Annotated in this window: 22 protein-coding genes and 1 pseudogene; 3 read left to right on the top strand and 20 right to left on the bottom strand. The window is 40.8% G+C overall.

Annotated features, from left to right (window positions below):
* Positions 1-23: 23 nt before the first annotated feature.
* From C0V70_RS00470 to C0V70_RS00430, 9 genes are all read right to left on the bottom strand, one after another.
* Positions 24-731: a PilZ domain-containing protein gene (locus C0V70_RS00470; RefSeq protein ID WP_102241897.1), complete on the bottom strand. Its 708-nt coding sequence runs from the start codon at positions 729-731 to the stop codon at positions 24-26.
* 133 nt (positions 732-864) lie between these two features.
* A complete protein-coding gene (locus tag C0V70_RS00465; RefSeq protein WP_102241896.1) occupies positions 865-1,698 on the bottom strand; it encodes a flagellin N-terminal helical domain-containing protein in 834 nt (277 codons plus the stop codon).
* A gap of 446 nt (positions 1,699-2,144) precedes the next feature.
* Positions 2,145-2,978, bottom strand: coding sequence for a flagellin N-terminal helical domain-containing protein (locus C0V70_RS00460; protein ID WP_102241895.1), 834 nt, complete (start codon positions 2,976-2,978; stop codon positions 2,145-2,147).
* A 249-nt stretch (positions 2,979-3,227) separates the two neighbouring features.
* Positions 3,228-4,061: a flagellin N-terminal helical domain-containing protein gene (locus tag C0V70_RS00455; protein ID WP_102241894.1), complete on the bottom strand. Its 834-nt coding sequence runs from the start codon at positions 4,059-4,061 to the stop codon at positions 3,228-3,230.
* A 259-nt stretch (positions 4,062-4,320) separates the two neighbouring features.
* On the bottom strand, positions 4,321-4,782 hold the full coding sequence (gene rfaE2, locus C0V70_RS00450; protein ID WP_102241893.1) for a D-glycero-beta-D-manno-heptose 1-phosphate adenylyltransferase: 462 nt from the start codon (positions 4,780-4,782) through the stop codon (positions 4,321-4,323).
* Positions 4,783-4,786: 4 nt separating this feature from the next.
* Positions 4,787-5,557 carry an RDD family protein gene (locus C0V70_RS00445; RefSeq protein WP_102241892.1) on the bottom strand — a complete coding sequence of 257 codons (771 nt, stop codon included), beginning with the start codon at positions 5,555-5,557 and terminating at the stop codon, positions 4,787-4,789.
* A 78-nt stretch (positions 5,558-5,635) separates the two neighbouring features.
* Positions 5,636-6,334, bottom strand: a complete 699-nt coding sequence (locus C0V70_RS00440) for a 16S rRNA (uracil(1498)-N(3))-methyltransferase (RefSeq protein ID WP_102241891.1) — start codon at positions 6,332-6,334, stop codon at positions 5,636-5,638.
* On the bottom strand, positions 6,331-7,308 hold the full coding sequence (locus tag C0V70_RS00435) for a 50S ribosomal protein L11 methyltransferase (RefSeq protein ID WP_158649504.1): 978 nt from the start codon (positions 7,306-7,308) through the stop codon (positions 6,331-6,333). The genes C0V70_RS00440 and C0V70_RS00435 overlap by 4 nt, the downstream gene beginning before the upstream one ends.
* A complete protein-coding gene (locus C0V70_RS00430; protein WP_102241889.1) occupies positions 7,298-8,824 on the bottom strand; it encodes an ABC transporter substrate-binding protein in 1,527 nt (508 codons plus the stop codon). Before C0V70_RS00430 ends, C0V70_RS00435 begins: the two co-directional genes overlap by 11 nt.
* A 78-nt stretch (positions 8,825-8,902) precedes the next feature.
* On the opposite strand from C0V70_RS00430, the gene udk reads away from it, so the two are divergent.
* From udk to C0V70_RS00415, 3 genes are read left to right on the top strand one after another with little or no spacing between them, the layout of a single operon-like run.
* The gene (gene udk, locus C0V70_RS00425) at positions 8,903-9,553 is read left to right on the top strand and encodes a uridine kinase (protein ID WP_158649503.1); all 651 of its coding nucleotides are present in this window, start codon (positions 8,903-8,905) and stop codon (positions 9,551-9,553) included.
* Positions 9,550-11,178 (top strand): ribonuclease J, encoded by a 1,629-nt coding sequence (locus tag C0V70_RS00420; protein ID WP_102241887.1) that lies wholly within the window; start codon positions 9,550-9,552, stop codon positions 11,176-11,178. Before udk ends, C0V70_RS00420 begins: the two co-directional genes overlap by 4 nt.
* The gene (locus C0V70_RS00415; protein ID WP_102241886.1) at positions 11,175-11,771 is read left to right on the top strand and encodes a hypothetical protein; all 597 of its coding nucleotides are present in this window, start codon (positions 11,175-11,177) and stop codon (positions 11,769-11,771) included. Before C0V70_RS00420 ends, C0V70_RS00415 begins: the two co-directional genes overlap by 4 nt.
* A gap of 748 nt (positions 11,772-12,519) precedes the next feature.
* On the opposite strand, the pseudogene ftsZ reads toward C0V70_RS00415, so the two are convergent.
* From ftsZ to C0V70_RS00360, 11 genes and pseudogenes are all read right to left on the bottom strand, one after another.
* A pseudogene (ftsZ, locus tag C0V70_RS19325) lies at positions 12,520-13,461 on the bottom strand (cell division protein FtsZ); the annotation flags it as partial.
* A 44-nt stretch (positions 13,462-13,505) separates the two neighbouring features.
* The gene (ftsA, locus tag C0V70_RS00405; RefSeq protein WP_102241884.1) at positions 13,506-14,786 is read right to left on the bottom strand and encodes a cell division protein FtsA; all 1,281 of its coding nucleotides are present in this window, start codon (positions 14,784-14,786) and stop codon (positions 13,506-13,508) included.
* 66 nt (positions 14,787-14,852) lie between these two features.
* Positions 14,853-15,632 (bottom strand): cell division protein FtsQ/DivIB, encoded by a 780-nt coding sequence (locus tag C0V70_RS00400; protein ID WP_102241883.1) that lies wholly within the window; start codon positions 15,630-15,632, stop codon positions 14,853-14,855.
* Positions 15,633-15,658: 26 nt separating this feature from the next.
* Complete coding sequence (locus C0V70_RS00395) at positions 15,659-16,558, bottom strand: UDP-N-acetylmuramate dehydrogenase (protein ID WP_102241882.1); 900 nt, start codon at positions 16,556-16,558, stop codon at positions 15,659-15,661.
* Between the two features lie 33 nt (positions 16,559-16,591).
* Positions 16,592-17,479: a hypothetical protein gene (locus tag C0V70_RS00390; RefSeq protein WP_102241881.1), complete on the bottom strand. Its 888-nt coding sequence runs from the start codon at positions 17,477-17,479 to the stop codon at positions 16,592-16,594.
* Complete coding sequence (gene murC / locus C0V70_RS00385) at positions 17,472-18,860, bottom strand: UDP-N-acetylmuramate--L-alanine ligase (protein WP_102241880.1); 1,389 nt, start codon at positions 18,858-18,860, stop codon at positions 17,472-17,474. Before murC ends, C0V70_RS00390 begins: the two co-directional genes overlap by 8 nt.
* Positions 18,861-18,900: 40 nt before the next feature.
* A complete protein-coding gene (gene ftsW, locus C0V70_RS00380) occupies positions 18,901-20,100 on the bottom strand; it encodes a putative lipid II flippase FtsW (RefSeq protein WP_102241879.1) in 1,200 nt (399 codons plus the stop codon).
* A 100-nt stretch (positions 20,101-20,200) separates the two neighbouring features.
* Entirely contained in the window at positions 20,201-21,589 is a 1,389-nt protein-coding gene (gene murD / locus C0V70_RS00375) for a UDP-N-acetylmuramoyl-L-alanine--D-glutamate ligase (protein ID WP_102241878.1), read from the bottom strand.
* 29 nt (positions 21,590-21,618) lie between these two features.
* On the bottom strand, positions 21,619-22,686 hold the full coding sequence (mraY, locus tag C0V70_RS00370) for a phospho-N-acetylmuramoyl-pentapeptide-transferase (protein ID WP_102241877.1): 1,068 nt from the start codon (positions 22,684-22,686) through the stop codon (positions 21,619-21,621).
* A 34-nt stretch (positions 22,687-22,720) separates the two neighbouring features.
* On the bottom strand, positions 22,721-24,124 hold the full coding sequence (locus C0V70_RS00365) for a UDP-N-acetylmuramoyl-tripeptide--D-alanyl-D-alanine ligase (protein WP_102241876.1): 1,404 nt from the start codon (positions 24,122-24,124) through the stop codon (positions 22,721-22,723).
* 5 nt (positions 24,125-24,129) lie between these two features.
* Positions 24,130-25,542, bottom strand: coding sequence for a Mur ligase family protein (locus C0V70_RS00360; protein WP_102241875.1), 1,413 nt, complete (start codon positions 25,540-25,542; stop codon positions 24,130-24,132).
* Position 25,543: the final 1 nt, after the last annotated feature.

The raw sequence follows: 25,543 nt of genomic DNA, 5'->3' as shown, positions 1-25,543 counted from the left end.
GTAAATTGCATATTGCCCGGCAATTAATTGGCCTTTTTAACATGCGCCTGAAGTAAAGACTGGTGAGCAATAAATTCTACCAGGTATTCTTTGTCTTCTTTGCTCATTTCCATAAAGCGGAAAGCGATTTTGTAACCGCCGTAAGGAAGTGTATCCAGCTTAAAACGATCAATTGTCACTGCATTTATACATTCGGCCTTAACTTTTAGCTTTCTGCCAAATACATCCAGAGTCATTAGTGGAAACTCTCTTCCGCGAGCGACAACAACCTTATCTGTTTTGGGAAGGATAATGGCAAATCCACCAATGCTGATATCGAAGATGGATTTCTTAATAGGAAGTTTATTGAGTTCGAAATTCACATAACATGTTTTTGTCGGCTGAAGCCTTTCATGCTTTCTTCTTTCGTAAAACGAATAGTCTTTTGGAGGGTAAAGCTTAACGATTTTCCCGCCTGAAACACTTTTTAATTCTGTAGAGAAAGAAACTGAGAGTTCCGGTACATAAATGTTCATCATGCGGTCACCGGAAATAACTTTAGCAAGTATTTCTACCTGCTCTGATTTCACTTCCAATTCAATTTCGTTGTAGTCTTTTCTGAAGGCCTTCACCTTGAGTTCGCATTTTTCTACAACTCCGCCAAGAGATTGCCATGCAAAAAATGAAAGATTGCCCTGGACTGCTTCTACAATCATTCGGTCAAAATCTTTTCCTCTTTTTTGCTCTTTCATAAAAAGCTCTCGTTTTATTTTTTGCTCTGTTAGTTCCTAAAAACCTCTCCCTCTCGGGAGAGGCTTGGGGATTAACAGAAGATTCTCATTTTTATCAAGCCGGGAGATTGCTCTCCCGGAATTCTTTTTTTAATTAACCAATCAGTCTTAGTGCTGAGTTTGGGATCCCGTTAGCTTGCGCCAATGTAGACACCGCTGCGTTCTTCACTACCTGGTTAGAAGATAGAGCAGCTGTTGCTTCTGCTACATCCACGTCCTGGATTACCGATCTTGCAGAGTCCTGATTGATTGTCTGAACTTCAAGGTTCTTGATAGTCGATTGAAGTCTTGACTGAATCGATCCAAGGTTCGCTCTTTGTCCCGATACTTTTTCAATCGCTTTATCAATTGATCCGATTGAGCTTAAAGCATCATCTTTATTTGCAATATTTGTACTCGCGATTCCAATTGAAGAAGCTGACGAATCAGATTCACTTGAATCGAATGTAATTCTGTTTTGTTCTCCGGAGAATGCACCTACCTGGAAGTCCATTGCACCTTTACCTTTACCATTCAGAAGTTGTGTTCCGTTAAACACTGTTGATTCTGAAATACGGTCGATCTCTTTTGAAAGCTGTTGGTATTCTTTATCAAGAAATCCTCTTTCCTGATCACCAACTGTATCCGAAGCGGCCTGGATCGTTAGCTCGCGAAGACGGATAAGGATGTTTGATGTTTCATTTAGTCCACCTTCAGCAGTTTGAACTAAAGACACACCATCGTTCGCGTTTCTTGAAGCTTGTCTTAGACCTTTAGTCTGAGCTTCTAAGTTAGTCGCGATCGCAAGTCCGGCAGCATCGTCAGATGCTTTTGTAATTCTCTTACCTGAAGAAAGTTTTTCTAGTTGGCTGTTACCGGCACTAGATACTTCTTTCAAGTTCTTCTGTACGTTCTGAGAAGCAATGTTTGTAGCAATTCTTAAACCCATGATAGTCTCCTGTTTTAAAGAAGGTCCCCACCCTCTTTTTTGTTATTGACTGCTTTTGTCAGTCAAACAACCTATCGAAACGTTCGGGCAAATACTTAAGTGAATTGCTTTGATCAGGTAAAAGAAAATGAATTTTTTCTGGAATTACAGAAGGTTAGACTAAGAAAAAATTTGATAAAAACGCTCTCATCAAGTACTCACAATGTCGAAAATCAAGCCCAAAAAACCCTCCCGCCTATAATTGCGGGGAAGCGGGAGGGTTGGGCTTAAGTATTAGAACATAACAACCATTGCGTAATCATTATGTCCTATGGAGACTACTTAAATTCTTATTCTACTTCTCTTCACTAGTTACTCTATTCAGAGTGAGTTAGCTTTTTTTAAAAGAGAGCGTTTCAACTCATACTGTGTAACAACCCACAGGAGGAAACGCTCTTCTTTAAAGCTTACCCAATCAATCTAAGAGCAGAGTTCGGGATACCGTTTGCTTGAGCTAGAGTTGAAACCGCTGCGTTCTTAACAACCTGGTTAGAAGCAAGGTTTGCAGTAGCTTCAGCAACATCCACATCCTGAATAACTGAGCGAGCACTATCTTGGTTAATTGTTTGAACCTCTAGGTTCTTCACAGTAGACTGTAGTCTTGACTGGATAGATCCAAGGTTAGCTCTTTGTCCTGATACTTTTTCAATCGCTTTATCGATGTCACCGATTGCTGAAAGAGCATCACCTTTTTCTGAGATCGAAGTTCCTTTTACACCGATTGCAGATGCTGATGAATCAGACTCTCCAGAATCAAATGTAATTCTATTTTGTTCACCAGCAAAAGCACCAACCTGGAAATCCATTGAGCCTTTACCTTCACCGTTTAGAAGTTGTGTTCCGTTGAACACTGTAGACTCAGAGATACGGTCAATTTCTTTTGTTAGCTGTTGGTATTCTTTATCAAGGAATCCTCTTTCTTGCTCTCCTACAGTGTCTGAAGAAGCTTGGATTGTTAACTCACGAAGACGAGTAAGAATGTTAGTCGTTTCGTTTAATCCCCCTTCAGCTGTCTGAACAAGTGAGATACCGTCGTTGGCGTTTCTTGTCGCCTGTCTTAGACCTTTAGTCTGCGCCTCTAAGTTAGTAGAGATCGCAAGTCCGGCAGCATCGTCAGATGCTTTTGTGATTCTTTTACCTGAAGATAATTTTTCAAGCGACGAGTTCCCCGCGTTTGAAACTTCCTTCAAGTTCTTTTGAACGTTTTGAGAGGCAATGTTGGTAGCAATTCTTAAACCCATGATATTCTCCGTTTTTCGAGGGCCCCCGCCCTCTTTTGTTAATATCTGATGTTTTTTATCAGACAAAAACCAGATCGGAGCACTCGGTTAAAAACTTAAGCACTTTGCTCGGTTAATACCAAGAATTCTTTCAATTGCTTTTTAATTCAAAGACTTAAAAAATCAGAAATGGCATGAATTTTGATGAAGGCACAAATAAAAAAGGCCCTCTTTCGAGGGCCCTTCTTTGTTTTAAGAATGTTTTTCTAATTAGCCAATCAGTTTTAGTGCAGCTGAACCAGAGTTGTTAGCTTGCGATAGAACTGAAGTTGAAGCGGCAGAAAGGATGTTCGATTTTGCCATTTCAGCAGACTCAGCTGCGATATCTGCATCTCTAATACGAGAGTTAGCAGCAGCTAGGTTCTCAGTTCTAGTTTCAAGGTTAGAAATAGTAGACTGTAGTCTGTTTTGTAAAGCACCTAGAGAAGCGCGGTTACCGTTAACAGCATTAATAGCGCTATCGATCTTTTCAAGGTTCTCTTGCGCATTAACTTTAGTCTGTACTCCTAGTCCTTCGATTCCAAGATCAGCGATTCTCGCGCTTGACTCTTGTGGCTTATATGAAAGACGATCGTTTTTAGCGTCGTTCATAATACCAACCTGGAATTCCATTGTTTCACCTTCACCAGTTAACAGTTGTTTTCCGTTAAACTGAGTTGAGCTTGCAATTCTCTCTACCTCTTGAGATAGATGTTGAAATTCAAGGTCTGCAAATTTTCTTTCAGTATCACCAACAGTATCAGAAGCTGCTTGAACAGAAAGTTCTCTAAGTCTGATTAGAACGTTAGAAACTTCGTTTAATCCACCTTCTGCAGTTTGGATCATTGAAATACCATCTCCTGCGTTTCTTGTAGCTTGTTGAGAACCACGGATGTTAGCTTTTAACTTTTCCGAGATTGCTAAACCGGCTGCATCGTCACCAGCTTTGTTAATTCTTGAACCAGAAGACAACTTTGCAAGTGTATCTGCTTTTTTAGCTTCTACTTGCGATAGTGAACTCTGTGCTCTTAATGATTGCGTGTTTGTGTTAATTCTTAATCCCATACTAATCTCCTAGAATCATGCCTTCCTCCTTAAAATTTAAGATTCAAACAACCTTGTATGAATCCTTGTTAATTTAAGCTCGCCGTCCCATCAGCTTGCTTGACATAAATATCGGAGTAAAAAAAAACGAACTAAAGTACTTTCTTTAAAAAAAAGGCAATAATTTCCATTACTTGATGAAACTAATTTGCTCGGGTATTAGGATTTTTTGTGTGATTTCAAGATGTTAATAACTTTCTAACTTGATGATTTTACTAGGCTAATGCTTGCCTTGGACGGCCTTGATGAGATTGCTCGTAGAATATCCGTTTTTAAACATGAGGCTTTTAACTTCGCCCCCACGAGAAAGAACAAATTCTGATCCTACTATTTGATCTGGTTTCCAGTCACCGCCTTTAACCAACACATCAGGCTTAATAAGCTTGATAATCTCCAGCGGTGTCTCTTCTGTAAAGATCTGCACACAATCAACGGATTTAAGGTTTAAAAGCATGCTGCCGCGGTCTTCTTCATTGTTGATCGGACGATCCGGGCCTTTAAGTTTTCTGACGCTCTCATCAGAGTTGATGGCCACAATAAGTAAATCACCTTGGGCCTTTGCTTCGTTGAGATACTCCACGTGCCCTAAATGAAGAATGTCGAAGCATCCATTGGTAAAAACAATTTTTTTACCTTTGTTTTCTTCGAGAAACTTTAATGTGGCAGGCGAGAGTTGTTCCATAATTTTATTTTACCACTTTTGTATCTGATAAACGCCCCTGGAAATCCAGAAGCATTGGCAGAAACAGGGCCACGCCAGAAAGAAGAGAGATAAGCGCGCGAGTGAAAGTGTGTTTTACAGATACTTCAGATCCATCAGCTTTTACCAGCCTGATTCCAAAGATCGTTTTCCCCGGAGTCGAGCTTAAATCTAAAATTGTAAAGTACAGAAGATAATAAATAGAAAAGATTGCTGCCCCAAAGGCCGCCAGGTCCTGAGTGGAAATCAGGCGAGAGTACATATGGAATTCAATTCCTGAAGCAAACACTAATAGGGCTCCAGTTAGGGCCACAAAGCTTGCGATCACTAGTACATCAACAATCCATGCAAAGAATTGTGATGTTTGTGCTGCTGTCTTTTTTGATGCAGCTTTTTCAGTTTTCACTTCTTCTTTTTTAACTGGTTGTTCAAATAGATTGGGAACTTCCATTGTCGGTGCAGGTTTAGTTGTCCCGTAGAAAGCTTCAAGTCCAGAAGGAAGATGACTTCCTACTGTTGTTTTTGGTTGAGACACACTTGGCATTGAGCTCAGAGAAGACATTGGCATTTTTGAAGGAGCAAAAGGTTTCACTTCTTTTGGCGCAGGTTTAAACGATGGACGTTTTACGTCGTGATGGAAACCAAGTCCCTTAGTCATCGGTTTAAATGAATCTTCACTAATTTGGAATTCATCGAGGTCAATTTGAATTTGTTTTGCATCTTTTGAAGACGAAAATGAATGAGATTCTTGATTCATATTCTACCTTGATCAGTTGTGTGTTTCTAAAATTAGAATCCCACAAACAATACAAAGCATCAATGGATTTTTTGATTCTTATTTAGGGCCACTTTGGGCCGCGAGTAAATAACCTACCGAAGATGCGACCGCTGTTGGTGCTCTGAGAATTGGAGTGGCTAAATGAATCTCAAGAACACTATTGTAAGCACCAATTGCTGTAACTTCTTCAGGCGAAAATCCACCTTCTGGTCCAATGAGAATTGTCTTTTTTGGGCCCTGCATCTGCTCTTTTTTAGCTCCCGCTGGACGCGAATTAAAAAAGACGATGGTTTCCTGGTGTTCTTTTAAAAAAGCTCCCAGCTCTCTTTGTTCATGAATGACCGGGAAAAAGGGATTATTGGATTGAATCAGAGCACTTTCTAAAATTCTCTGCACGCGCTCGCTTGGAGCATATTCGTACTGAGAGTATTCTGAAACAAGCGGGTAGATCTCATTAATCCCTAACTCGACTGCCATTTTTAAAATATCTTCAAAAGCATCTTTCTTCGGCATGGCCACGGCCAGTGACAATTGATGTTTTGGTGTAAATGTTTCACTCTTAACAACTTTGATCTCAATCGTATTTTTAGCCACCGATAAAACTTTGGTGGTCAGAATTGAGCCTTTGCCGTTTAAAAGCAGCAGGTCTTCATTGGCCCTCAGGCGTACAACATTTAAGTGATGAGCGGCATCACCTGTCACTATGATGGCTTCATCGTCTGAGACATTATCGAAGGAATGAAAAACAGCTCTCAAACTTTATCCTTGAATAAAATGGCACTCCAGTCGCCTTTAGAAACAACTGATACCTTTTCCATTTTTGAGTAGGCGTTTACGATCGTCTCAACTTGGTGATTCAGGATGCCTGACACGATCAGGTAACCACCACTTTTTAGAGAAGCATCAATCGTCGGCTTTTCGCTAATGAGAACATGCTCAAGAATATTGGCAAAAACTAAATCGTATTTTTTAGGATTATATCTCTCTCTAATAACCAGCTCAGTGCCTTCCAGATTCTCTCCGGCAAAGTTCAGCACTAAGTTTTGCGTGCAGTTTTCCAGTGCACTTCTGTCGATATCTACAAAGTGAGTCTGCATTTGTTTTGTTTTCATTGCTGCAATTCCCAGAATCCCTGAGCCACAGCCAAAATCAAGACAAGTGTTTTTATTGTTAAACTCATTCATTACCTGGTCAAAAAGCACCATGCAAAGAAAAGTCGTCTCATGTGTTCCCGTTCCAAATCCCATACCTGGATAGATATAAACTTGCTGGCGAGCTTTTTTTACATGGGTGTCTGCCATCCATTCAGGAATGATTTCGATATTGTCTGAAACGTGAATTGGATTATAAAATTTCTTCCACTCTGCGTTCCAGTCTTCAAAATCTCTTTGAGCTGAATAAAGTGAAATCTCCGGGTAATTCTCTTTAATAAATGAAATGAAATCTGCTGCATTTTTTTCGTAATCACCTTCATAGAAGAAGTATTTATAAGTCACAGCATCCTGATTGATTGTCGCTTCTTGAACTTCATCAATCAATGTTTCTGGAATATCTCCACCTGAATAAGCGCGCTCGCCCAGGATTTCATCAACGCGGGCTTCTTCCAGCGAAAACTCTTCTACGCCATCGCAATTAAAATCTTCGAGTGCATAAGCATTGATTGATGGGGACCACTCAATCGTGGCGCGGTTATATCCAAGGAGAACGAAATTAAACTTTTTATTTTCCACAGTTTTTCTCAAGCGTTTTTAAAGGGTAGAAGCTTCCTGTTGACTCCAGCTTAATGTCAGATAAACAGCTTCTTCCAATCCAGATAATATTCAAGTGCCACAGGTTAATGTTGGCGTAGTCTTCGTTAATCATTTTTAGTGCTTGTTTGTAAAGGGCCGTGCGCTTTTCTGCATTAGTTTCTACTGTGGCCTGGTCTAAAACTGCATCTACTTTTGGGTTGTTATAACCAACACGATTCCCACCTTTAGGAGGAGTGTTCCCTGAGTGGAAAACAAATTTCAGCATATCCGGCCCGGTGAATCCTACCCATTGGCCGACAACGATATCAAACTTTCCGGCCTTAAACGCACTCATGTACGTTCCCCATTCCTGAATAGAAATATTCACAATCATCCCTTCTTTTTCCAGGTAATGCTGAAGAACTTCTGCGATTTCGATACTTGCTTTGTTGTTGTTAACTTTCCAGTCGACTTCTAAAAGCTTTCCATCTTTTTCCAAAATGCCATTTTTGTTTTTCTTCCACCCTGCTTCTTTTAAAAGCTCTCGTGCTAAGTTGATATCATTTCTTTCCACCTCTCCTGGCTCAAACATATCGCCAAAAGCAGGGGAGAACATACCAATTGAAAGAACGGCTGTGTTTTTTAATTTGTATTCTAAGATTTCTTTTCTCGGGATAAGAAGCGAAAAGGCCTTTCTCACTCTAATGTCCTTAAATAGGTCGCGCTTATGATTAAGCCCCATAAACTGAAAGTTCCCACTCGGCATTTCCCAAACTTTGATTCCCGGCTGAGACTTAAGCCAGAAAACTTTTCTTGGAGACATATTGGCCACTGTCAGATCAATTTCTTTATTAATCAGCTTTAAAGCGAGAGTTGTTTCATCTTTTACAACTTTAAAAACCAGAACTGGTCTTTCCTTGTTTCTTGGCTCAACCACAATCTCCAGTGGCTGAATCTCTTTTAAAACGTAATCGCCGCAGCCAATGATATCCAATGGCTCAAACGTCTCTTTATTCAGGTCATTGATCTTAACAATTTTTAGAAGTGAAAGGTTTGAAAGGTTTTCCAGCGAGAAGTTCTTAAAAACAATCTCTACTGTTTTGGCATCTTTCACATTAACGGCCTCGATTGATTCGTAAGCTCCCATGAAAGTTGATTTGATCTTTTCATTTTTAGCAAAGTACTCATATGACCTCTTTACGTCATCAGCTGTCACGGGCGTGTTGTCTGAAAATGTCAGCCCCGGGCGAAGAGTGAAAGTGAAGACGTGTTTGGGCCCATTCATCTTTTCTTCGTATTTTTCGCAGGCAATACAAATAAATTGCATTTTCTCATTGAAATCCACTAAAGAGGCATGAACCAGGCGGTTAATATTCTGTGAGTTGGCATCAGTTGAATAAAATGGTGCCAGATTGTTCGGGCTGGCCGAAATAGCGATGTTAATTCTTTCTGCGCCCATTGCATTTTGAAATAACACAGTCACGAATACGACAAGTAGCGCTTGAATCAACTTCATTAATCCTCTTCCTTCTTTCTTTTGTAACACCTTTAATTTATCATTTTATACAGAAAAAACCAATTGAGGAGCGCTCTCGTGCATATCATTTCTATTTGTGGAGGATCAGGATCAGGAAAGACAACTTTTGCTGATAAGGTCATTAAAAACGTCGATCAGGAAGTTTCAGTCCTGCACATGGATTCATATTATCTTCCTAAGCCTCCTAAGGAGCTTAGCACTTCTGCCGGAAGGCCCAACTTCGACCACCCTGATGCATTTGACTGGGATCTCTTAAAAGAGCACCTGGAAATGCTGAGAGCAGGTAAAACAGTAAAGAGCCCACACTACGACTTTAAGAAGAATGCTCGACTTAAAACTTCAAGCATCATCAAGCCGACTAAGGTCGTACTGTTTGAAGGAATTTTTACTCTATATCAGGAAGAGATCCGTAAAATGTGCGACATCACTACATTCCTGCATGTTGAAGCTGACATCAGATTCATCCGCCGCCTTCACCGCGACGTTGAAGAAAGAGGAAGATCTCTGGATTCAGTCATCACTCAGTATTATGAAACAGTAAGGCCGATGTACCAAAAGTACCTCGATCCTCAAAGACAATACGCTGACTTCATCGTTGGTGAAGAAACTGATATCGCCGCAAGTATTCTGGCGGCCAAAGTTAACCAACTCTTCCACGCTAAGGAAGTTAAAGTTGTAGAAAAGAAAAAGAGCAAAGGAAAAAGATGAAACAACCGCGCATCAAGATAAAGCCAGTCGGGGGAGTCGGACAAATCGGTTCGAATATGACCCTGATCCAAGGTAAACAAGACACCATTATTATTGATGCCGGCATTCTCTTTCCCTACGAAGATTTTTTCGACATTGATTACCTTATTCCCAACCTGGACAACATCCCTGAACCAAGCCATCTAGTGATCACTCACGGGCACGAAGACCACATTGGAGCCGTTCTCCATGTTGTAAAAAAATTTCCTAAGATTAAAGTCCTGGCCTCACCATTTACGGCCGGACTCATTAGAAAAAAACTTGAGTTTAATCGCCACCCACATCCGATTACGGAATACCGTCACTTTGATCAACTTGGGTTTAATGACTTCACTATTGATCCCATTCACGTCAATCACTCGATTCCTGAAACTGTCGGACTTTTAATTAAAGATATCAAAGAAGAAATCGGTTTCTTCTTTATTTCGGACTTCAAGATTGATTTTAAAACAATCTACGAGCGCCCTTTTGATTTTGATAAACTGATTAAACATTCAAAGATGCTAAAAAAACGAGTTCTTCTTTGTGATAGTACCAACATTACCAGTTCAACGAAAGAAACTCCTTCTGAACAAGATTTAATTCCTGTTATCGACGGAATCTTTGCTGAAACAAAGGGAAGACTTTTCATTACTTGTTTCTCTTCTAACATTCACCGCCTGATGACTTTTATTTCCATGGCAAAAAAGCATGGACGCAAACTTGTTCCACATGGGCGCTCAATGATTAGTTATCTCAACACCGCTAATGAATTAGGAATGATTCCCGATTTCCAGTCAGTCGTTAAGATGACTGAAAGTGTAACACCTAATGAGGAAAACATTGTTGTTCTTCTCTCTGGATGCCAGGGGGATTTCCGCGGAACTTTCAGGCGCTTTTCAATTGGAGAGGACTCTCAATACAAACCTCGCCCGGAAGATACAGTTGTCTTAAGTTCAAAGGCCATTCCTGGCAATGAGAAAAAGATCACATTGCTGGTGAATAAGCTTTCAGAAGTCGGCTGTCACGTGATCACCCCTCAGGATAAGTTAATCCACGTTTCCGGCCACCCGGGGCGCACGGATTTGAAAATGCTTTATGAGAAATATGACCCGACAGATATTGTTCCGATTCACGGAGAAAGTTATTTCATCCGCGAGCACATTGATTTCATCAAAGAAGCTTACCCAAAGGCGACTCCTCATTATTTCTTAAACAACGATGAGCTCTTGGTCAGTGACGACCTAAAGATCAGTGTCTTTGATGGAGAAACAATCGAGCCGGTTATCATTCATGGCAAAGGCATTATCCTGGAGAGAGAGAAAATCAGCGAAAGACGCAAACTGGCCACAACAGGTTCAGTCTTTATTTCACTGAAACTCACTTCAACCAGGGCCAAAGTAGAGAAGTTTTCCTTTAACTTCTTAGGTCTCCCAACATTAGTGACCGCTAACGAAGAAAAGTTTAAGCGCTTTTTAGAAAATTACTTTATCCAGATCAACTTTAAAGACGAAGAAAAGACGAACGAAGAACTCAGAGTGGCCGTCAGAAGATACTTTGACCAAATCCTGGGTTATAAACCGACAACCACGATTCACATTCTATGAACAATTTTTTACAAGAGAATCTCTTTGCCATTATTTTGTTCCTGCTTTTGATCATTCTGCTTTTAATCGGGATCATTGCTTTTGTCGTAGTGAAACTGCTTTTATCTAAAACAGTCCAAACACAAGCACAACAACCAGAGCGCATTGTCCTGACTCCAACAGTTGAGTCTCCTGCCGTTAAAGTTAGAAAGCTTTCCGAAGAACACGTCAGTGAAAAATTTTTCTGTGAAAATCACCCGGACGTTGCGTCTGTTGGTTCATGTCTGATTTGCGAAGATGTGTTCTGTGAAAAATGCCTGATTGAACATGAGAATATGTATTTTTGCAAAGAGCATTTTAAAACGTTTGCCAACAACAAGTGGAAGCAGATTACAGATGTAAAAACGACTCCCCACACACCTGAGGATGGACTCTTTGTTTATCACTTCAAGCGCCACCTATGGAAAAATAAACAAACACCAAGTTTTGTTCTTACCCATTACAAAATCAATATTGAAGAAGATTTTATCGAATCGTTTGTGCAGTTGAATGTTTTAGAAGAGGATGCAGATAAGTTGGCAGAAGATATTGAGAGATTCAGGGCCAGCCACTAGTTCTGGCCCTGAACGTTTCTCATTAAAGATCGATGTTCTTGTTAAAATCTCTCGGTGCTGGTCTTTGCTCAGTTTTCTCTTCTTTTCTTAGGTAAGAAGGTGTGTCGAATTCATCTTCATCGAAGTTAATGAACCCAAGTTTTTCTGCAATCGACTTAGCTCTTGTATTTGTTCCACCGACACCTGATTCAGAGGCCTGTGATCCAGATGAAACTGGAGACTGAGGACGTGCACCTGTGTTTTCGTAACGGTTAGCCGCATCTCTGATTGACTGGATCAATCTCGATGGTGGCTGTTGCTGAGCAGCTGGTTGAACAGCAGCTTCTCTTGCAGAGAATCCACCTTCTTCTTCCTGAGCTGAAGAATTGTGGTAAGCAGCTCTGTCGCTCATAAAGCGGTCAAAGTCTGAACGGTCTTCAGTTTGATAAGATGAAGACTCTTCTCTTGTTGATGACTGAGAAGAGTATGAAGGAGTAGCTGCTGGTTGAGAAACAGGAGCTTCCATAACTGGAGCTGATGGTTGAACAACAGGAGCTTGCTCTCTTACTGGAGCCGAGAACTCTCTTGGAGCTACGAACTCTCTTTGCGGAGCTGCATATTGTGGTTCAGCAGCTACGACTGGCTGAGTTGCCGGCGCAGATGTTTGAACGTTTTGAGTTGCAAAAGATGCTGTTGATTGAGCCGACTGAGATGATCCTAGTGATTGAGAAGAATTCATTCCAGCATGAGCTCTGATTTGTCCACCAAGTCCAGTTGCGATAACTGTAACTTTAATGTCGTCACCAGAGTTGTTATCGATAACAGTTCCGAAAATAATTTCAGCGTTTTCATCAGCCGCTTCCATAATAAGTGTAACAGCTTCATTTGTTTCATGCATAGAAAGTGAGTCACTTCCTGTGATGTTGATAATGATACCTGTTGCTCCGTTGATTGAGATATCTTCAAGAAGAGGTGAGCTGATAGCTTCAGTCGCAGCTTTAATCGCGCGCCCAGCTCCAGTAGCAACCCCAGTACCCATAAGAGCAAGACCCTTGTTTGCCATTACAGTTGAAACGTCAGCGAAGTCAGCGTTGATGTGACCAGTATTGTTGATCAGATCAGAAATACCGCGAACAGCATTTAGAAGAACTTCGTCAGCTTTTTTGAATGTATCTACTAGAGAAAGGTTTTCTCCAGCAAGGTATAGAAGTCTTTGGTTAGGAATTGTAATAAGAGAGTCTACGCTTTCTTCAAGGTTTCTGATTCCTTCTTCGGCTTGCTTGAATCTCTTTTTCCCTTCGAATACGAATGGTTTTGTTACAACACCAACAGTAAGAGCACCAAGCTCTTTAGCTAGTTTTGCGATTACTGGAGCAGCTCCAGTTCCTGTTCCACCACCCATACCTGCAGTGATGAAAACCATATCTGCGCCTTTTAGGACTTCAGAAATTTTTTCATAGTCTTCAAGAGCAGACTTCTTCCCGATTTCTGGGTTAGCTCCAGCTCCAAGACCTTTTGTTACTGTTCCACCAAGCTGAATTTTTGTTTCAGCAAGAGAGATGCTTAGTGCTTGAGCATCAGTGTTAGCAACAATATATTCAACGCCCGAAAGACCTGAGCGGATCATAGTGTTAACGGCATTACATCCACCACCACCAACTCCAACAACTTTAATCTTTGCACCGTTAATTCTGTTATCTGTACCTGTCATTTCGAACATATATTCCTCCTACGGGACCTATATAAATTTAAGTTTTAAAAAATTTCTTTGAAAACTGATTTTAATGACTCGCTTAATTTCCCAATCAGATCGCTATTTGAACCTTGGGCTTCATTTTCTTTAAATGTCACTCTGTGGTTGTTAGCGGATGCCTGGCCTTGAACGTGAACATAAGGCTTTCTCTTAGCAGCTTCCAGAAGAAGTCCCAGAACTGTAGAGTATTTCGGGTTTTGCATAATATTAGTCATCCCACCAAATGGAATAGGGAAACCAATTTTGCATGATCTCATAAGAATGTACTCTCCTAACTCCGGCATACCCTTAATAAGAGCACCACCACCAGTTAGCACGAATCCACCTGCGATTTCTTCGCTTAGCTTTTTATCATCAATCATTGCACGGATCACTTCAAACAGCTCTTCAGCGCGCGCGCCAAGAACTTCTGCGATCACACTTAGTTGAACTTCGCGAGGCTTAGTCCCAGACATACCTTGAACTGTGATATGTGCTGATTGGTTAAGCTGCTCAGCTAGAACACTTCCGTGATTGATTTTAATTCTTTCTGCTTCATTGTGAGGAATCTTAAGCGCTACTGCTAAGTCATTCGTGAAATGGTTTCCACCAATAGGAATGATCTGAGAGTGGATAAGACTTCCATCTTTCCAAACCGCGATGTCAGTTGTTCCACCGCCGATGTCGATAAGAACAACACCAAGTTCTTTTTCTTCGTAAGAAAGAACTGCTTCTGAAGAAGCTAGAGGTTGAAGAGTAATATGTTCAGCATCAATACCTGTCTGCTCAACACACTTCACCAGGTTTTGAATAAGAGGAATAGAACCGGTAACGATGTGAACGTGGGCTTCTAGTCTCACACCACACATACCGATTGGGTTTTTAATCCCTGTTGTATTGTCTACACGAAATTCCTGAGGAATCACGTGAAGGATATCTCTATCTGAAGGAATCACGACTGCTTTAGCAGCTTCAAGCACGCGGTCAACATCGTCTTGAGTGATCTCTTTACCTTTAATAGCAACAACACCAGAAGAGTTGAAACTGTAGATGTGACTGCCGGCAATCCCGATCGTCGCACTTCCAATATTCACTCCGGCCATCAGGCGCGCTTCTTCAAGTGAGTTTTGAATCGAGCGTACTGTTTTATCAATATTAACAACTGACCCTTTCTTCAAACCATATGAAGGGTGAGTTCCGATACCGATAATTTCTAATTCTTGATTTGGATGTTGAAGTCCAACGATTGTACAAACTTTCGTTGTTCCGACATCGAGGCCTACGATGATGTTTTTGTCGTTCATAGTGAGAATCCTTTCTCTATATAGAAGCGATATTTTACGACAGAGTCATTCTGTCCTACAAAAATCCTAGAATTTATCCTTAAACTTGACAACAACTTTTTTGCTGTTTGTAAGATTGATAATGGCAGGGATTTTCTCCTTCAATTCCATATAATTCACAATCTTATCCAGCTTTACCAGCTTGTCGTTCCACTCATCTAGTCCCATAAAGACACTAGATGGATGCCCGTTAATTGAGAGAATAATCGTTAGCTCCTTATTTTCATTAAGGATGACTTCCGAAAGTTTTTTTCGAAGTCCCGGTCTCATTTCTTTTACCAGGCCGGTAACATCTGCCTGGACCTTGTCTTCCATTTCCCCAACCGGCATTGATAAGTAAGGAAGATCTTGCGTTAGTTTCTTTTCAGATCGAAGCAGGGCCTCATAAGTCGGGTCATATAATTGCCCGTTATCCACAAGGATGGCTTCATAAGACTCAGCGCTATCTTTTCTGTAAATCTGAACCTTCATTAAAGGCTCAGGACAGTTGAAGTTTAAATCTAAAACTTTGCTGAATGGATCGTATTGGATTTTGTAATCAGAGACAAAATACTTATCGTTCCACTTTTCATTAACAATCTTCATCTTCACATCGCGAAGTGAGTGCGACTGCTCAAATGTTTTTACAACCTGAAGGGCCATCGTTCCCGCTGGGCGAGTCGGACATTTTCCAAGATTCGATCTGTATGAGAGTTCGGCGCTGAATTGTTCTGTCGGGCCGAGAGATGAAATAACGATGTTAGTGAATACCAACACGGCAATCACAACCAGTGCGATAATAAATTTTTTCGACTTAAAAAATGCCATCCTGACAATATTCCTAGCTGCTGTCGCTAATACTCAACTTCGGTTTCAAACGAAACACCAAACTGAAGTTTCAATTCTTTTTGAAGAACAGTGATCATTTCCATCACGTCTTCGTATGAACTTTCGCCTCTGTTTTCCATGAAGTTGGCGTGTTTCGGGCTAATCTGCAAATTCTTTATGGTTAGACCCTTGAGGCCCATTATATCTATAAAAAGACCAGCCCGACAAGTCACGTCGCGGAGATTGTCGTGATGGTTTTGAAAGATACATCCGCACGTCCATTCTTTTAATGGTTGAGTGCGAGTTCTCATATCTAAATACTCTTTAATTTTTTTAGAAATAGCAGCATCAATACCAAAGTGAATCAGTCGGGCTTGATAGATCACATCACCTTTATCAACAAAGTGATTGTGTCTGTATGAGAAAGAGCCTTTCTCGATAATAACCGACTTTTCTTCTCCGTTTTTCGTAATGAGTTTTACTTCCTTTATAATGGTTCCAATTTCACCCAGGTTTGTTCCGGCGTTCATAAAGATCGCGCCACCAAGGCTGGCCGGAATTCCAGTGAAAACTTCCCATCCTTTAAGACCAAACTTATTCGCATGGCTGGTTAGTGTCGCCAGGCTCACTGAAGCTGGGAGGATGTATTCATCTCGAGGAGCTTCAAAAACTCCGCGGTCGAAATCAAAATCTAGTTGTATATAAGGAAGCTCCGCTTTAGTTGGCAGAAGAATATTAGCTCCCCAACCCAGCACGCGGTAGTCGATTTTATTTTGAGTTAGAGTTTTTGTAGCAAACTTTAACCCCTCAACAGACTTTACTGTAATTAAATCTCCACGAGCATCTAGTCTCATAGTCGAGTACTTCTTAAGATCTTTATCGATCTCAACAACGATGTCCGGGTGATTTAATAATTTTTCTAGCATGAATTCATGCTACCGAATTTTCAGTGGGATTGTCTACGGCTTGGGCCAGCCGGTTTGATGCTTATTAACCATATCCATAAATTTCTTAATGCCCTTATCGTTAACCGGTCTCCAGTTTACAGTCTGACCTTTGGTCCATTGAAACTTTCCATCTCTATAATTTAGCGAATACATCGGGTCACTATCATCTGGAATCGGAACCATCATCTTAAGAAGGCTATTTTCCTTAGCATAATCCCCAAGGTTTTCGATCTCCAGGGCAGCATAAGGCATGTCATCCTTCCATAGAAAGAAATCTGAATTAGAAGAGATCGAGTATTGCTCCCAATTTTGTTTATAATAAAGAAAGCCCCACATCACAAAACAGCGTTCAAGAATATCGCGAGGTTCATTTTTCTTTTTGCCTCCACGATCGACGTCGCAGTTATAGTAATTGAAAAATAAATGAAGTTTCTCGCCAGTCGAGACATCAACCTCTGCTTTATACCAGAGTCTGTTTTCTTCAAAGAACATCTCGTATTTGCCGTTGAGGCGGTCTTTTTTTGCACTTTGAGTTTCATCACTCAAAGAGATGGTCTTAAAAGTCTTTCTAATTTCTGCTGAAACTTTATCCTGAAAATCCCTGATGTTTTTCGCGAGGTTAAAATAATCAACTGGCTTTTTTTCACCTGAAGCCTTTACTGCCTCTTCTGTAGCGACAGCTTCATTCCTTACTTGCTCTGATTCATTATGAACTTCTGGTTTTACAAAAAATGGTTTGCGGCTTTCTTCTTTGGCGACTTCTGCCGTCTGAGTGTCTGACTTTACAAACTGCGAGGCTGACTGTTTTTGAGGTTCTTTTAAAGACAGGAGATAGGTCGTTGTGGCCCCCAATCCAAAGGAAACCAGGGCCACAACTAAAAGTTGAATCTTCTTATTCAACGCCCGCCCATTTTCTGGCAACTTTTCCGATTGATCCTGCACCTAAAGTGACCACGATTGTTTTGTCTCCCTTGTGTGATTCAATCACTTCTGGAAGCTTTTCTACGTTTTCAATCTTCTTAGCGAAGTTCGGGTGAAGGCGGTTGATATCTTCAATTAAGCGCTCAGTTGAAATCCCATCGAGCGGGTTTTCGCTGGCAGCGTAGATTGGGAGTAAATAAAGTTGGTCAGCATCATTAAAACAGTGAAGAAACTGATCCCAACAATCACGCGTACGCGTGTAGCGGTGAGGTTCAAAGATCACGATCTTTTTATAATCAGCACGTGTGTCTTTTACAATTCTTAGTGTAGAAGCAATTTCAGTCGGGTGGTGTCCGTAGTCATCAACCACTTCAAATGATCCTTCTTTATGAAGAAGTTGAAAGCGTCTTCCTACACCTTCAAGCTTGCAAACAGCTTTTGCAATGTCTTTAAAACTTAGTCCCATATGAAATGCCAGAGCTGTTGCTCCAAGACTATTTAAGATATTGTGACGTCCGGGAAGATTGATTTTAAAACGCTCTTGTTTTTCACCTTTGTAATAAACATCAAAACTTGTGTCAAAGTGACCAAATTCAATATTGCGGGCTTCGAAGTCGGCCGGTATCTCGATTCCAAAAGTTACTGCTGGACGCTTCATCTCTGCCTTAAGCTTCATCAATTTTTCATCATGAGCATTCAGGGCCACCACACCGTAAAAAGGAATCTTATTGGCAAACTCTACGAAAGCGCGAAAAAGATTTTCTTCAGTTCCATAGTGATCCATGTGATCGTTGTCGATATTGGTGATAACTGACATAACTGGAGTTAAAAGAAGGAATGATCCATCTGATTCATCGGCTTCGGCCACCAGGTAATCTGATTGGCCAACTTTCGCGTGACCATCCAGGTTTTTAACAATCCCACCAATGATATATGTCGGGTCTAGTTTACACTCTTGAAGAATCGTCGCTAAAAATGATGTCGTTGTTGTTTTCCCGTGAGTTCCGGCAACAGCGAGACTGTATTTTAAGCGCATCAGCTCAGCCAGCATTTCTGCTCTTCTGATAATGGGAATACCTTCTGCTCTGGCGCGAACCATTTCCGGGTTTGTTTCATTAACTGCAGATGTGTGAACAACCACCGTTACGTCGTTTAAGTTTTCTGCTTTATGGCCGATGTGAACTTCAGCTCCCATCTTTCTTAATTTTTTTACGTTAGCTGATTCTGCAACGTCTGATCCTGAAACTTTATATCCTAAAGATAATAGAACCTCAGCGATCCCACTCATACCAATTCCACCAATTCCCACGAAGTGAATTTTTGCATGGTTTGGCTTTAGAGCCGAGTGATTGCGGAACATAACGAACTCCTAAAATGTATATGATCGATCTCTAGAGAGATTAGACGTAAGCTTCTTCGTGCCCGCTCTCATCTCCGGTAGCTTTTCTTCTACCAGATGATTCTCTTTTTGGCCTAAAATTGTTTTCAACACCCATAAGCTCATTGCGGTAACCGTTAACAACAGACAGCAGAAGCCCTATCCCAAAAAAGTTACAGAGGAGCGATGACCCACCATAACTAACAAACGGAAGGTTCAATCCTTTTGTCGGAAGAAGACCTAAAACAACGCCCATGTTAAGTAGGGCCTGAAGGCCTAAAACAAAAACAATGGCCGACGCCATGATGACGCCAATGCGGTCTCTAACCTGAAGTGCCAGCTTGAAACCAAAATAGATGAAGGCCACAAAAAGACAGATCAAAAGAAAGACCCCGATAAACCCAAGCTCTTCTCCTATAACAGAAAAAATAAAGTCGTTATGGGCTTCCGGAAGGTAGAAAAGTTTTTCGTTACTGTTACCAAGCCCTTGGCCAAAAGCTGATCCGTTGGCAAAGGCCATATATGACTGGATGATCTGGAAACCTGAACCTTGTGGGTTCTTCCATGGATCAAGATAAGTTAACATACGCTTTACACGGTAGGCCTGCGAGAAAAGAATGAAAACACCACCAACACCACCGGCAATCAGTGAGTAGTAGAAATACTTTCTCGGAAACGAACTCATAAAACAAACAAATGAGATAACGACGAAACAAATAAAGAAAGTCCCGAAGTCCGGCTGCTTAATTAAAAGCGCCAGTGGCAGAAACAAAGTTCCCCCGTGTTTCATGCGCTCTTTATTGTCCATCTTGTTCCAGTTTTCAAAGAATGAAAGCGCCGAAAGAATAACCGTGAACTTCACGATTTCACCCGGCTGAAGACTCATGCCTCCCATCGTAAGCCAACGGCTCGCACCTTTAGCTGAAGCACCAATTCCTTTAACAATAGTCAGGGCCACAATAGCAGAAGCGGCGATGTTAACGATGTAGCCGTACTTTAACCAGAAAGTGTATTTGGTTTTAGAAACAGCAAAAGTTACACCGATTGCTAAAAAAAGATAAACGAGTTGGCGAATAATATAGTGATAAGGGCTGCCGAAATTTTCATTGGCCAGGATATAACTGGAAGACCAGACCATAATAAGTCCAATCGTAATAATAATCGCCAGCGTTGAAAGAAACGCTTTGATCAGCCTGTCTACATCATGAAGTTGTTCATCCATATGTATTAGGATAACAAAGATTTAAATGGATGGAGAAAATTTGTAGAAAAAAAGTGGAGTAGTCGGGTATACAAAAAAGCCTCCCGAAGGAGGCTCTTTTTTATAATTGATAAACGAGTTTCTTGAAATAGTTCCCGCGCTCTTCGTAGTCGCGGAAGAAATCCGATGCCGGGTTTCCTGGAGACAGAAGAATAACATCTCCTGTTCTAGATTTTTGGTAAGCAAACAGAACTGACTCTTCAAATGAACCGACAATGTAGGTCTGGTTATGATCACCAAGAGCTCTGTTTAATCTCTCCTTACACTCTCCAACCAGAACTAGAACGCGAGCGTTGCCGATCATGTCCTTAGCAAATGGATCGAAGTTAAGGTCTTCGTTGTCTTTACCACCAGCAATCAAAATAACTGGCTCTTTGAATGATTTAAGTGAAGCCAGCATTTCTGGCATAGTTTCAGCTTTTGAATCGTTGTAGAAGCTTACGCCGTTTTTCTCCATGATGAATTCCATACGATTAGGAATCCCTGGGAATTTCTCAATACAAGTTTGGATTGCATCGTCACTTACATCAAGGGCCTTACAAGCAGTTACTGCTGCCATTAGGTTTTCGCGGTTGTTTTGTCCCACGATTCTCATTTTAGAAACTTTAAACTCTGAGTGATAGTTAATGTTCGAGTGGATTCTTCTGTCGTGGAAGTGAGTTCCTTGAATCTCGTTCATTACCCCAAGAGTTACATACGAGCGGCGAGAGTACCAGTAAAGCTGGCAGTTCGCATTTCTAAAGAACGCATTGTTAGCAAGTGAATCATAGTTTGCTACCAGTGTATCTTCTGGAGAAAGTTTTTTAATGATTGAAAGTTTAGTTTCAATGTATTCAGAAACTGAAGCGAAGTTTGCTTTTGAGAAGTTCTCTCCGATGTTCGGGAAAACAACCAGCTTCGGATGGAAATCCTGAAGTGATTTCATTTGGATTGCGGAAACTTCCACAACCACGTAATCAATTTCGTTCATGTTTGGAAGAAGGCAGTACTCGATGAATGGCATTTCTGATGTTCCACCAACAAATACGTTTTTCCCATCAACTTTTAGAGTAAAGCCGATCATCGCTGCAATTGTTGTACGACCAAAAGATCCACAAACAGCGATAACTGGTTTTTTACAAAGTTTATAAGCAAGAGCGAAGTCTGAATAAACTTCTTTCCCGTTTTTGCGTGCTAATTCTAACTGAGGAAGATTTGGATTAACTGCCGCTGAGTAAACAATAACGTCTGCTTCCAGGAAGTCTTCGTCTTTGTGTTCACCGAAAGTCATCTCTAGAGGTGGTTCGATTTTCTTAAGCTTCTTAACTGACTTGTTAAGGTCAAAGATAGGCTTGATATCTGTGACTCTGATTTCACATTCTAATTTGTTGAAGAAATTGATCAGAGAAAAACCAGTTTTGCCAATACCTACGATAAGAACTTTCTTACCTTTAAATCTTTCCATTTCCATTCAACTTTCCTCTTAGACTAACTCGACGACTATCTAGTCTTTAATGTCGAGAGTGCCATGATTGCCAGACACACACTGATAATCCAGAAGCGAACTGTTACCTTCGTCTCCGGCCAGCCAAGTTTTTCGAAGTGATGGTGGATTGGTGCCATTTTAAAAACGCGTACTCCGCGTGTTTTAAATGAAGCAACCTGGATAATAACTGAAAGAGCTTCGATAACAAAAATTCCGCCGATAACTACGAACAAGAATTCAGACTTCGCAAGCACTGCAATCGTACCCAATGTTCCCCCTAAAGATAGGGAGCCAACATCGCCCATGAAAATTTGAGCTGGGTATGAGTTATACCACAAAAAGCCGATTCCTGCACCTATAATAGCCGCAGTTAAGACAGTGATCTCTCCCATGCCCTCGAAGTATGGGATGTAGAGATACTGAGAGATTTCTTTGTGACCAGTAACGTAAGTTAAAAGACCCATCGTCGCCGCGCTTACCATGATTGGCCCAATCGCCAGACCATCGAGACCATCCGTTAGGTTAACTGCGTTACTAAATCCAACAATAACGATTGATCCAAACAGGATGTACCAGTAACCAAGATCAATAATCGGGGATTTAAAGAAAGGAAAGTACACATCAGTGTTGATGATGTTTTGACTCACCATAACATACATGGCAGCAAGAGCTGTCCCGAACTGCCAAACAAGTTTCCCCTTGGCCGAAACACCCTTCGTGTCTTTCTTTAAAACTTTCAGGTAATCGTCATAAAAACCAAGTAGGAAATAAGAAAATGTAACCCCTAAAGTGATCTTAAGCGGCATAGAAAAAAAGTTTCCGCAGATCAGGGTCGTAACAAAAATACTCCCCAACATGAACACACCGCCCATAGTCGGAGTCCCTTTTTTCTTAAAGTGAGACTCAGGGCCGTCGCTTCTGATGATTTGTCCAAACTGCTTCTTCTTCATGAAGTCGATGAAGTAGTGCCCCCAGATAATCGAAAGAACTGTCGCTATTAGAAAAGCAATCCCGGTTCTAAAAGTGATGTACTTGAAGATGTTAAACAGGTGGTGGTGTGGGTAGAGTAAATGGTAAAGCATCCTTACTTTCCTATTTTTTAAGTTTTAACCAATATTAAACTATACCCATCAGGGTTTCTAGTTGTAAAGAGCGGCTCGCCTTCACGAAGACGAACTTGTATTTTTTTCTAACGTCTTTCCATTCAGAAAAAAACTCTTCTTTTGTATGATAATGACTAACTGGATCCGGGTAACCGTTTAGATAAAATTCACGGTATCTTCCAATGAATGTTACGTTTTTAATACCCAAAGATTTTACATGCTCAGCAATCTCTTTATGCATCTGTGGGGCATGGTCTCCCAGTTCGTTCATATCACCTAACACAAAGTAGCAGTCATCAAGTGAGACGCCTTTATTTTTCATAACTGTCACAAATGAATCCAGTGACACGCGCATTGAACTCGGGTTGGCATTATAGGCATCAAGGAAGATGTTATCTACCCATTGCGACCTGTTCATATTTGGCTGCTCATAATTTGAAGCTGCCAATGTTAATTCTTTAATCTTTTTTGGGAATAAGCTCATCGCAAAGATCGTTGTCCCTGCCAGGTTTTTTAGATTGTGGTGCTCAAAAATATTTTTATTATTTATCCACACGTTTTTCTTGTCGATGTTAAAAGAAATCTCATCTCCATCGATATTAATTTTTATATCCCCGTTCTTTTCTCCATAAGTCACAAGGCCTTTTGATTTTTTAAGTTTTGCCAGGTAAGGGTCATCGGCATTCACCACGAACGATCCCTTGCCTTTGGCATTTTTAACAACTGAATCGTAAAGGGTTCCTTTTTCTTTAAAGATTGCTTCCATCGTTTTTAAAAATTCGATGTGGGCCGCTCCAATATTAGTGATCATTCCGTGCTCAGGCTTTGCGATATCACAAAGAACTTTAATCTCACCGGCGTGATTCATTCCCATTTCAATGATGGCCACTTTATGTTTTTTATTCAGTCTAAAAACTGTAAGTGGAACCCCAATATGGTTATTCAGGTTCCCTTTAGTCGCCAGGACTTTTCCAGGAAAAATTGAATTGAGAAGAAAATAAATCATTTCTTTATGAGTTGTTTTCCCATTTGATCCCGTCACCCCAATGATCTTTCTGTCTTTATCCGCTTTTCTCCAGCCCTCAATATGTAAACGAGCAAGCTCCTGAATAAAAAGCAGTGTATCCGTTACCGTAATAAAAAGAGTTTTTGGATAAAAAGCTGCCAGCATTGGCACTAGCTCTTCGCGCTCTTTGGTCGAGTTAAAAACCACCACCTTGGCATCCAGGCTTAAAACACTTTCAAGGTAATTAAAAGCATCGAAGTTCTCCCCAACCAGGGCCACAAAAGTCTCTCCCGCCTGAAAACTGCGTGAATCTGTATTAATTTTTAATTCGAACTCGCGCCCTTTATGATCAAAAGCGCTCGTCATCGTCTTAACTGATTTAAGTTTAAAAAGAAGTTTTGAAGAAACCATTAAATTTATCCGCGTTTAAATTGAGAAACGATATTGAAGTCACTAAATGGGTGCTTCACACCCTTAATTTCCTGATACTCTTCATGCCCTTTTCCAGCGATCAGAACGATTTCTTTCTTCTTCATAGCTTCAAGTGCAAAAAGGATAGCTTTTTTACGGTCGACAACCGCTTCGTAACCGGTGCTGATACCGGCGATGATGTCGATAATAATATCTTCCGGTGCTTCGTCGCGAGGATTGTCTGATGTCACGACAACTTTATCTGCAAATCCGGCCACGGCCTTTCCCATCAGAGGTCTTTTGGTTTTATCGCGGTTTCCACCACAACCAAAAACCACAGTTAATGAATGATTCGGGAAAGCTTTTTTGATGGCCTCTCCGATATTGATCAAAGCATCCGGAGTATGGGCGTAATCAACGATGGCCATGCCTTCGTTGTCCATCTCAATAACTGAAAATCTTCCCAATGGAGTTTTGATGTTTTTTAAACTCAAGGAGTCGATCTTATCTTCTCCCCAAAGATCTGAGTTTAATTGCAATGCTACTTCAGCATTACTTTGATTATATGATGAATGATAAAAAAGTGGTCTCTCCATCATCTTTCTTTCATCAAGAGTCCTTGCCACCTTTACATGTGCATTTGGATTTTTCTTCAAGATGTTTTGGTAAAGGTCTTTTTCAAAAGAAGGAACAACAAGGCTCTTTCCCTCTTTCAGGTATTTCTTTTCGATCAGCATCTTGGCATCGAAATACTCTTCCATCGTTTTATGGTAATCGAGATGGTCCTGAGAAAAACTTGTCCACGCTGCTGCATCTAAAGCAATGTCATAAATTCTGTCTTGAGCAAGAGCATGAGAGCTTACTTCCACAAAACATGCCTGGTACTTTTCCTGAAAGCGGTGAATGATTTTTCTGAATTCAACATATGAAGGTGTTGTTGATTCCAAATCCTCAATCAAGGCTCCGTTCGCATCCTGGACACCAATTGTTCCCACTGAAATCGCCGGGTGACCAAGTTGAGTGCTGATTTGCATCGCCAGGTTAACCGTTGTTGTCTTTCCGTTAGTCCCGGTAACACCGATAATTTTCATCAGGCCTTTATTTGGAAACATGATATCTAAAACTTTCTTTTGTAGAATAAGAAATTTAGCCGCATCAACAAAGATACAATTGTCGGCCTTTACCAAAGATTCGGCCCCATGATTTAAAACAATCAATCCAGGATTTTTTCCTTTCAGGCGCTTGTTAAAATCTTCAATTGATTTTTCATTATTATGAACTTTATAGAAAACCACATCGGCCTCAGTCGCCGTCTGTAGATTAGTTGTAATGTTACTTACAACACCATCAAGTTGAGTCAGGGTGTTTCTAGAGGCAATGTCTGCATTTAAAACGTCGACAAGTTCTTTTTTGTTCATG

Origin of the sequence: Bacteriovorax stolpii, assembly GCF_002872415.1 — a bacterium.
GTDB lineage: Bacteria > Bdellovibrionota > Bacteriovoracia > Bacteriovoracales > Bacteriovoracaceae > Bacteriovorax > Bacteriovorax stolpii.
This window is presented reverse-complemented; position numbering and strand designations above follow the sequence as displayed.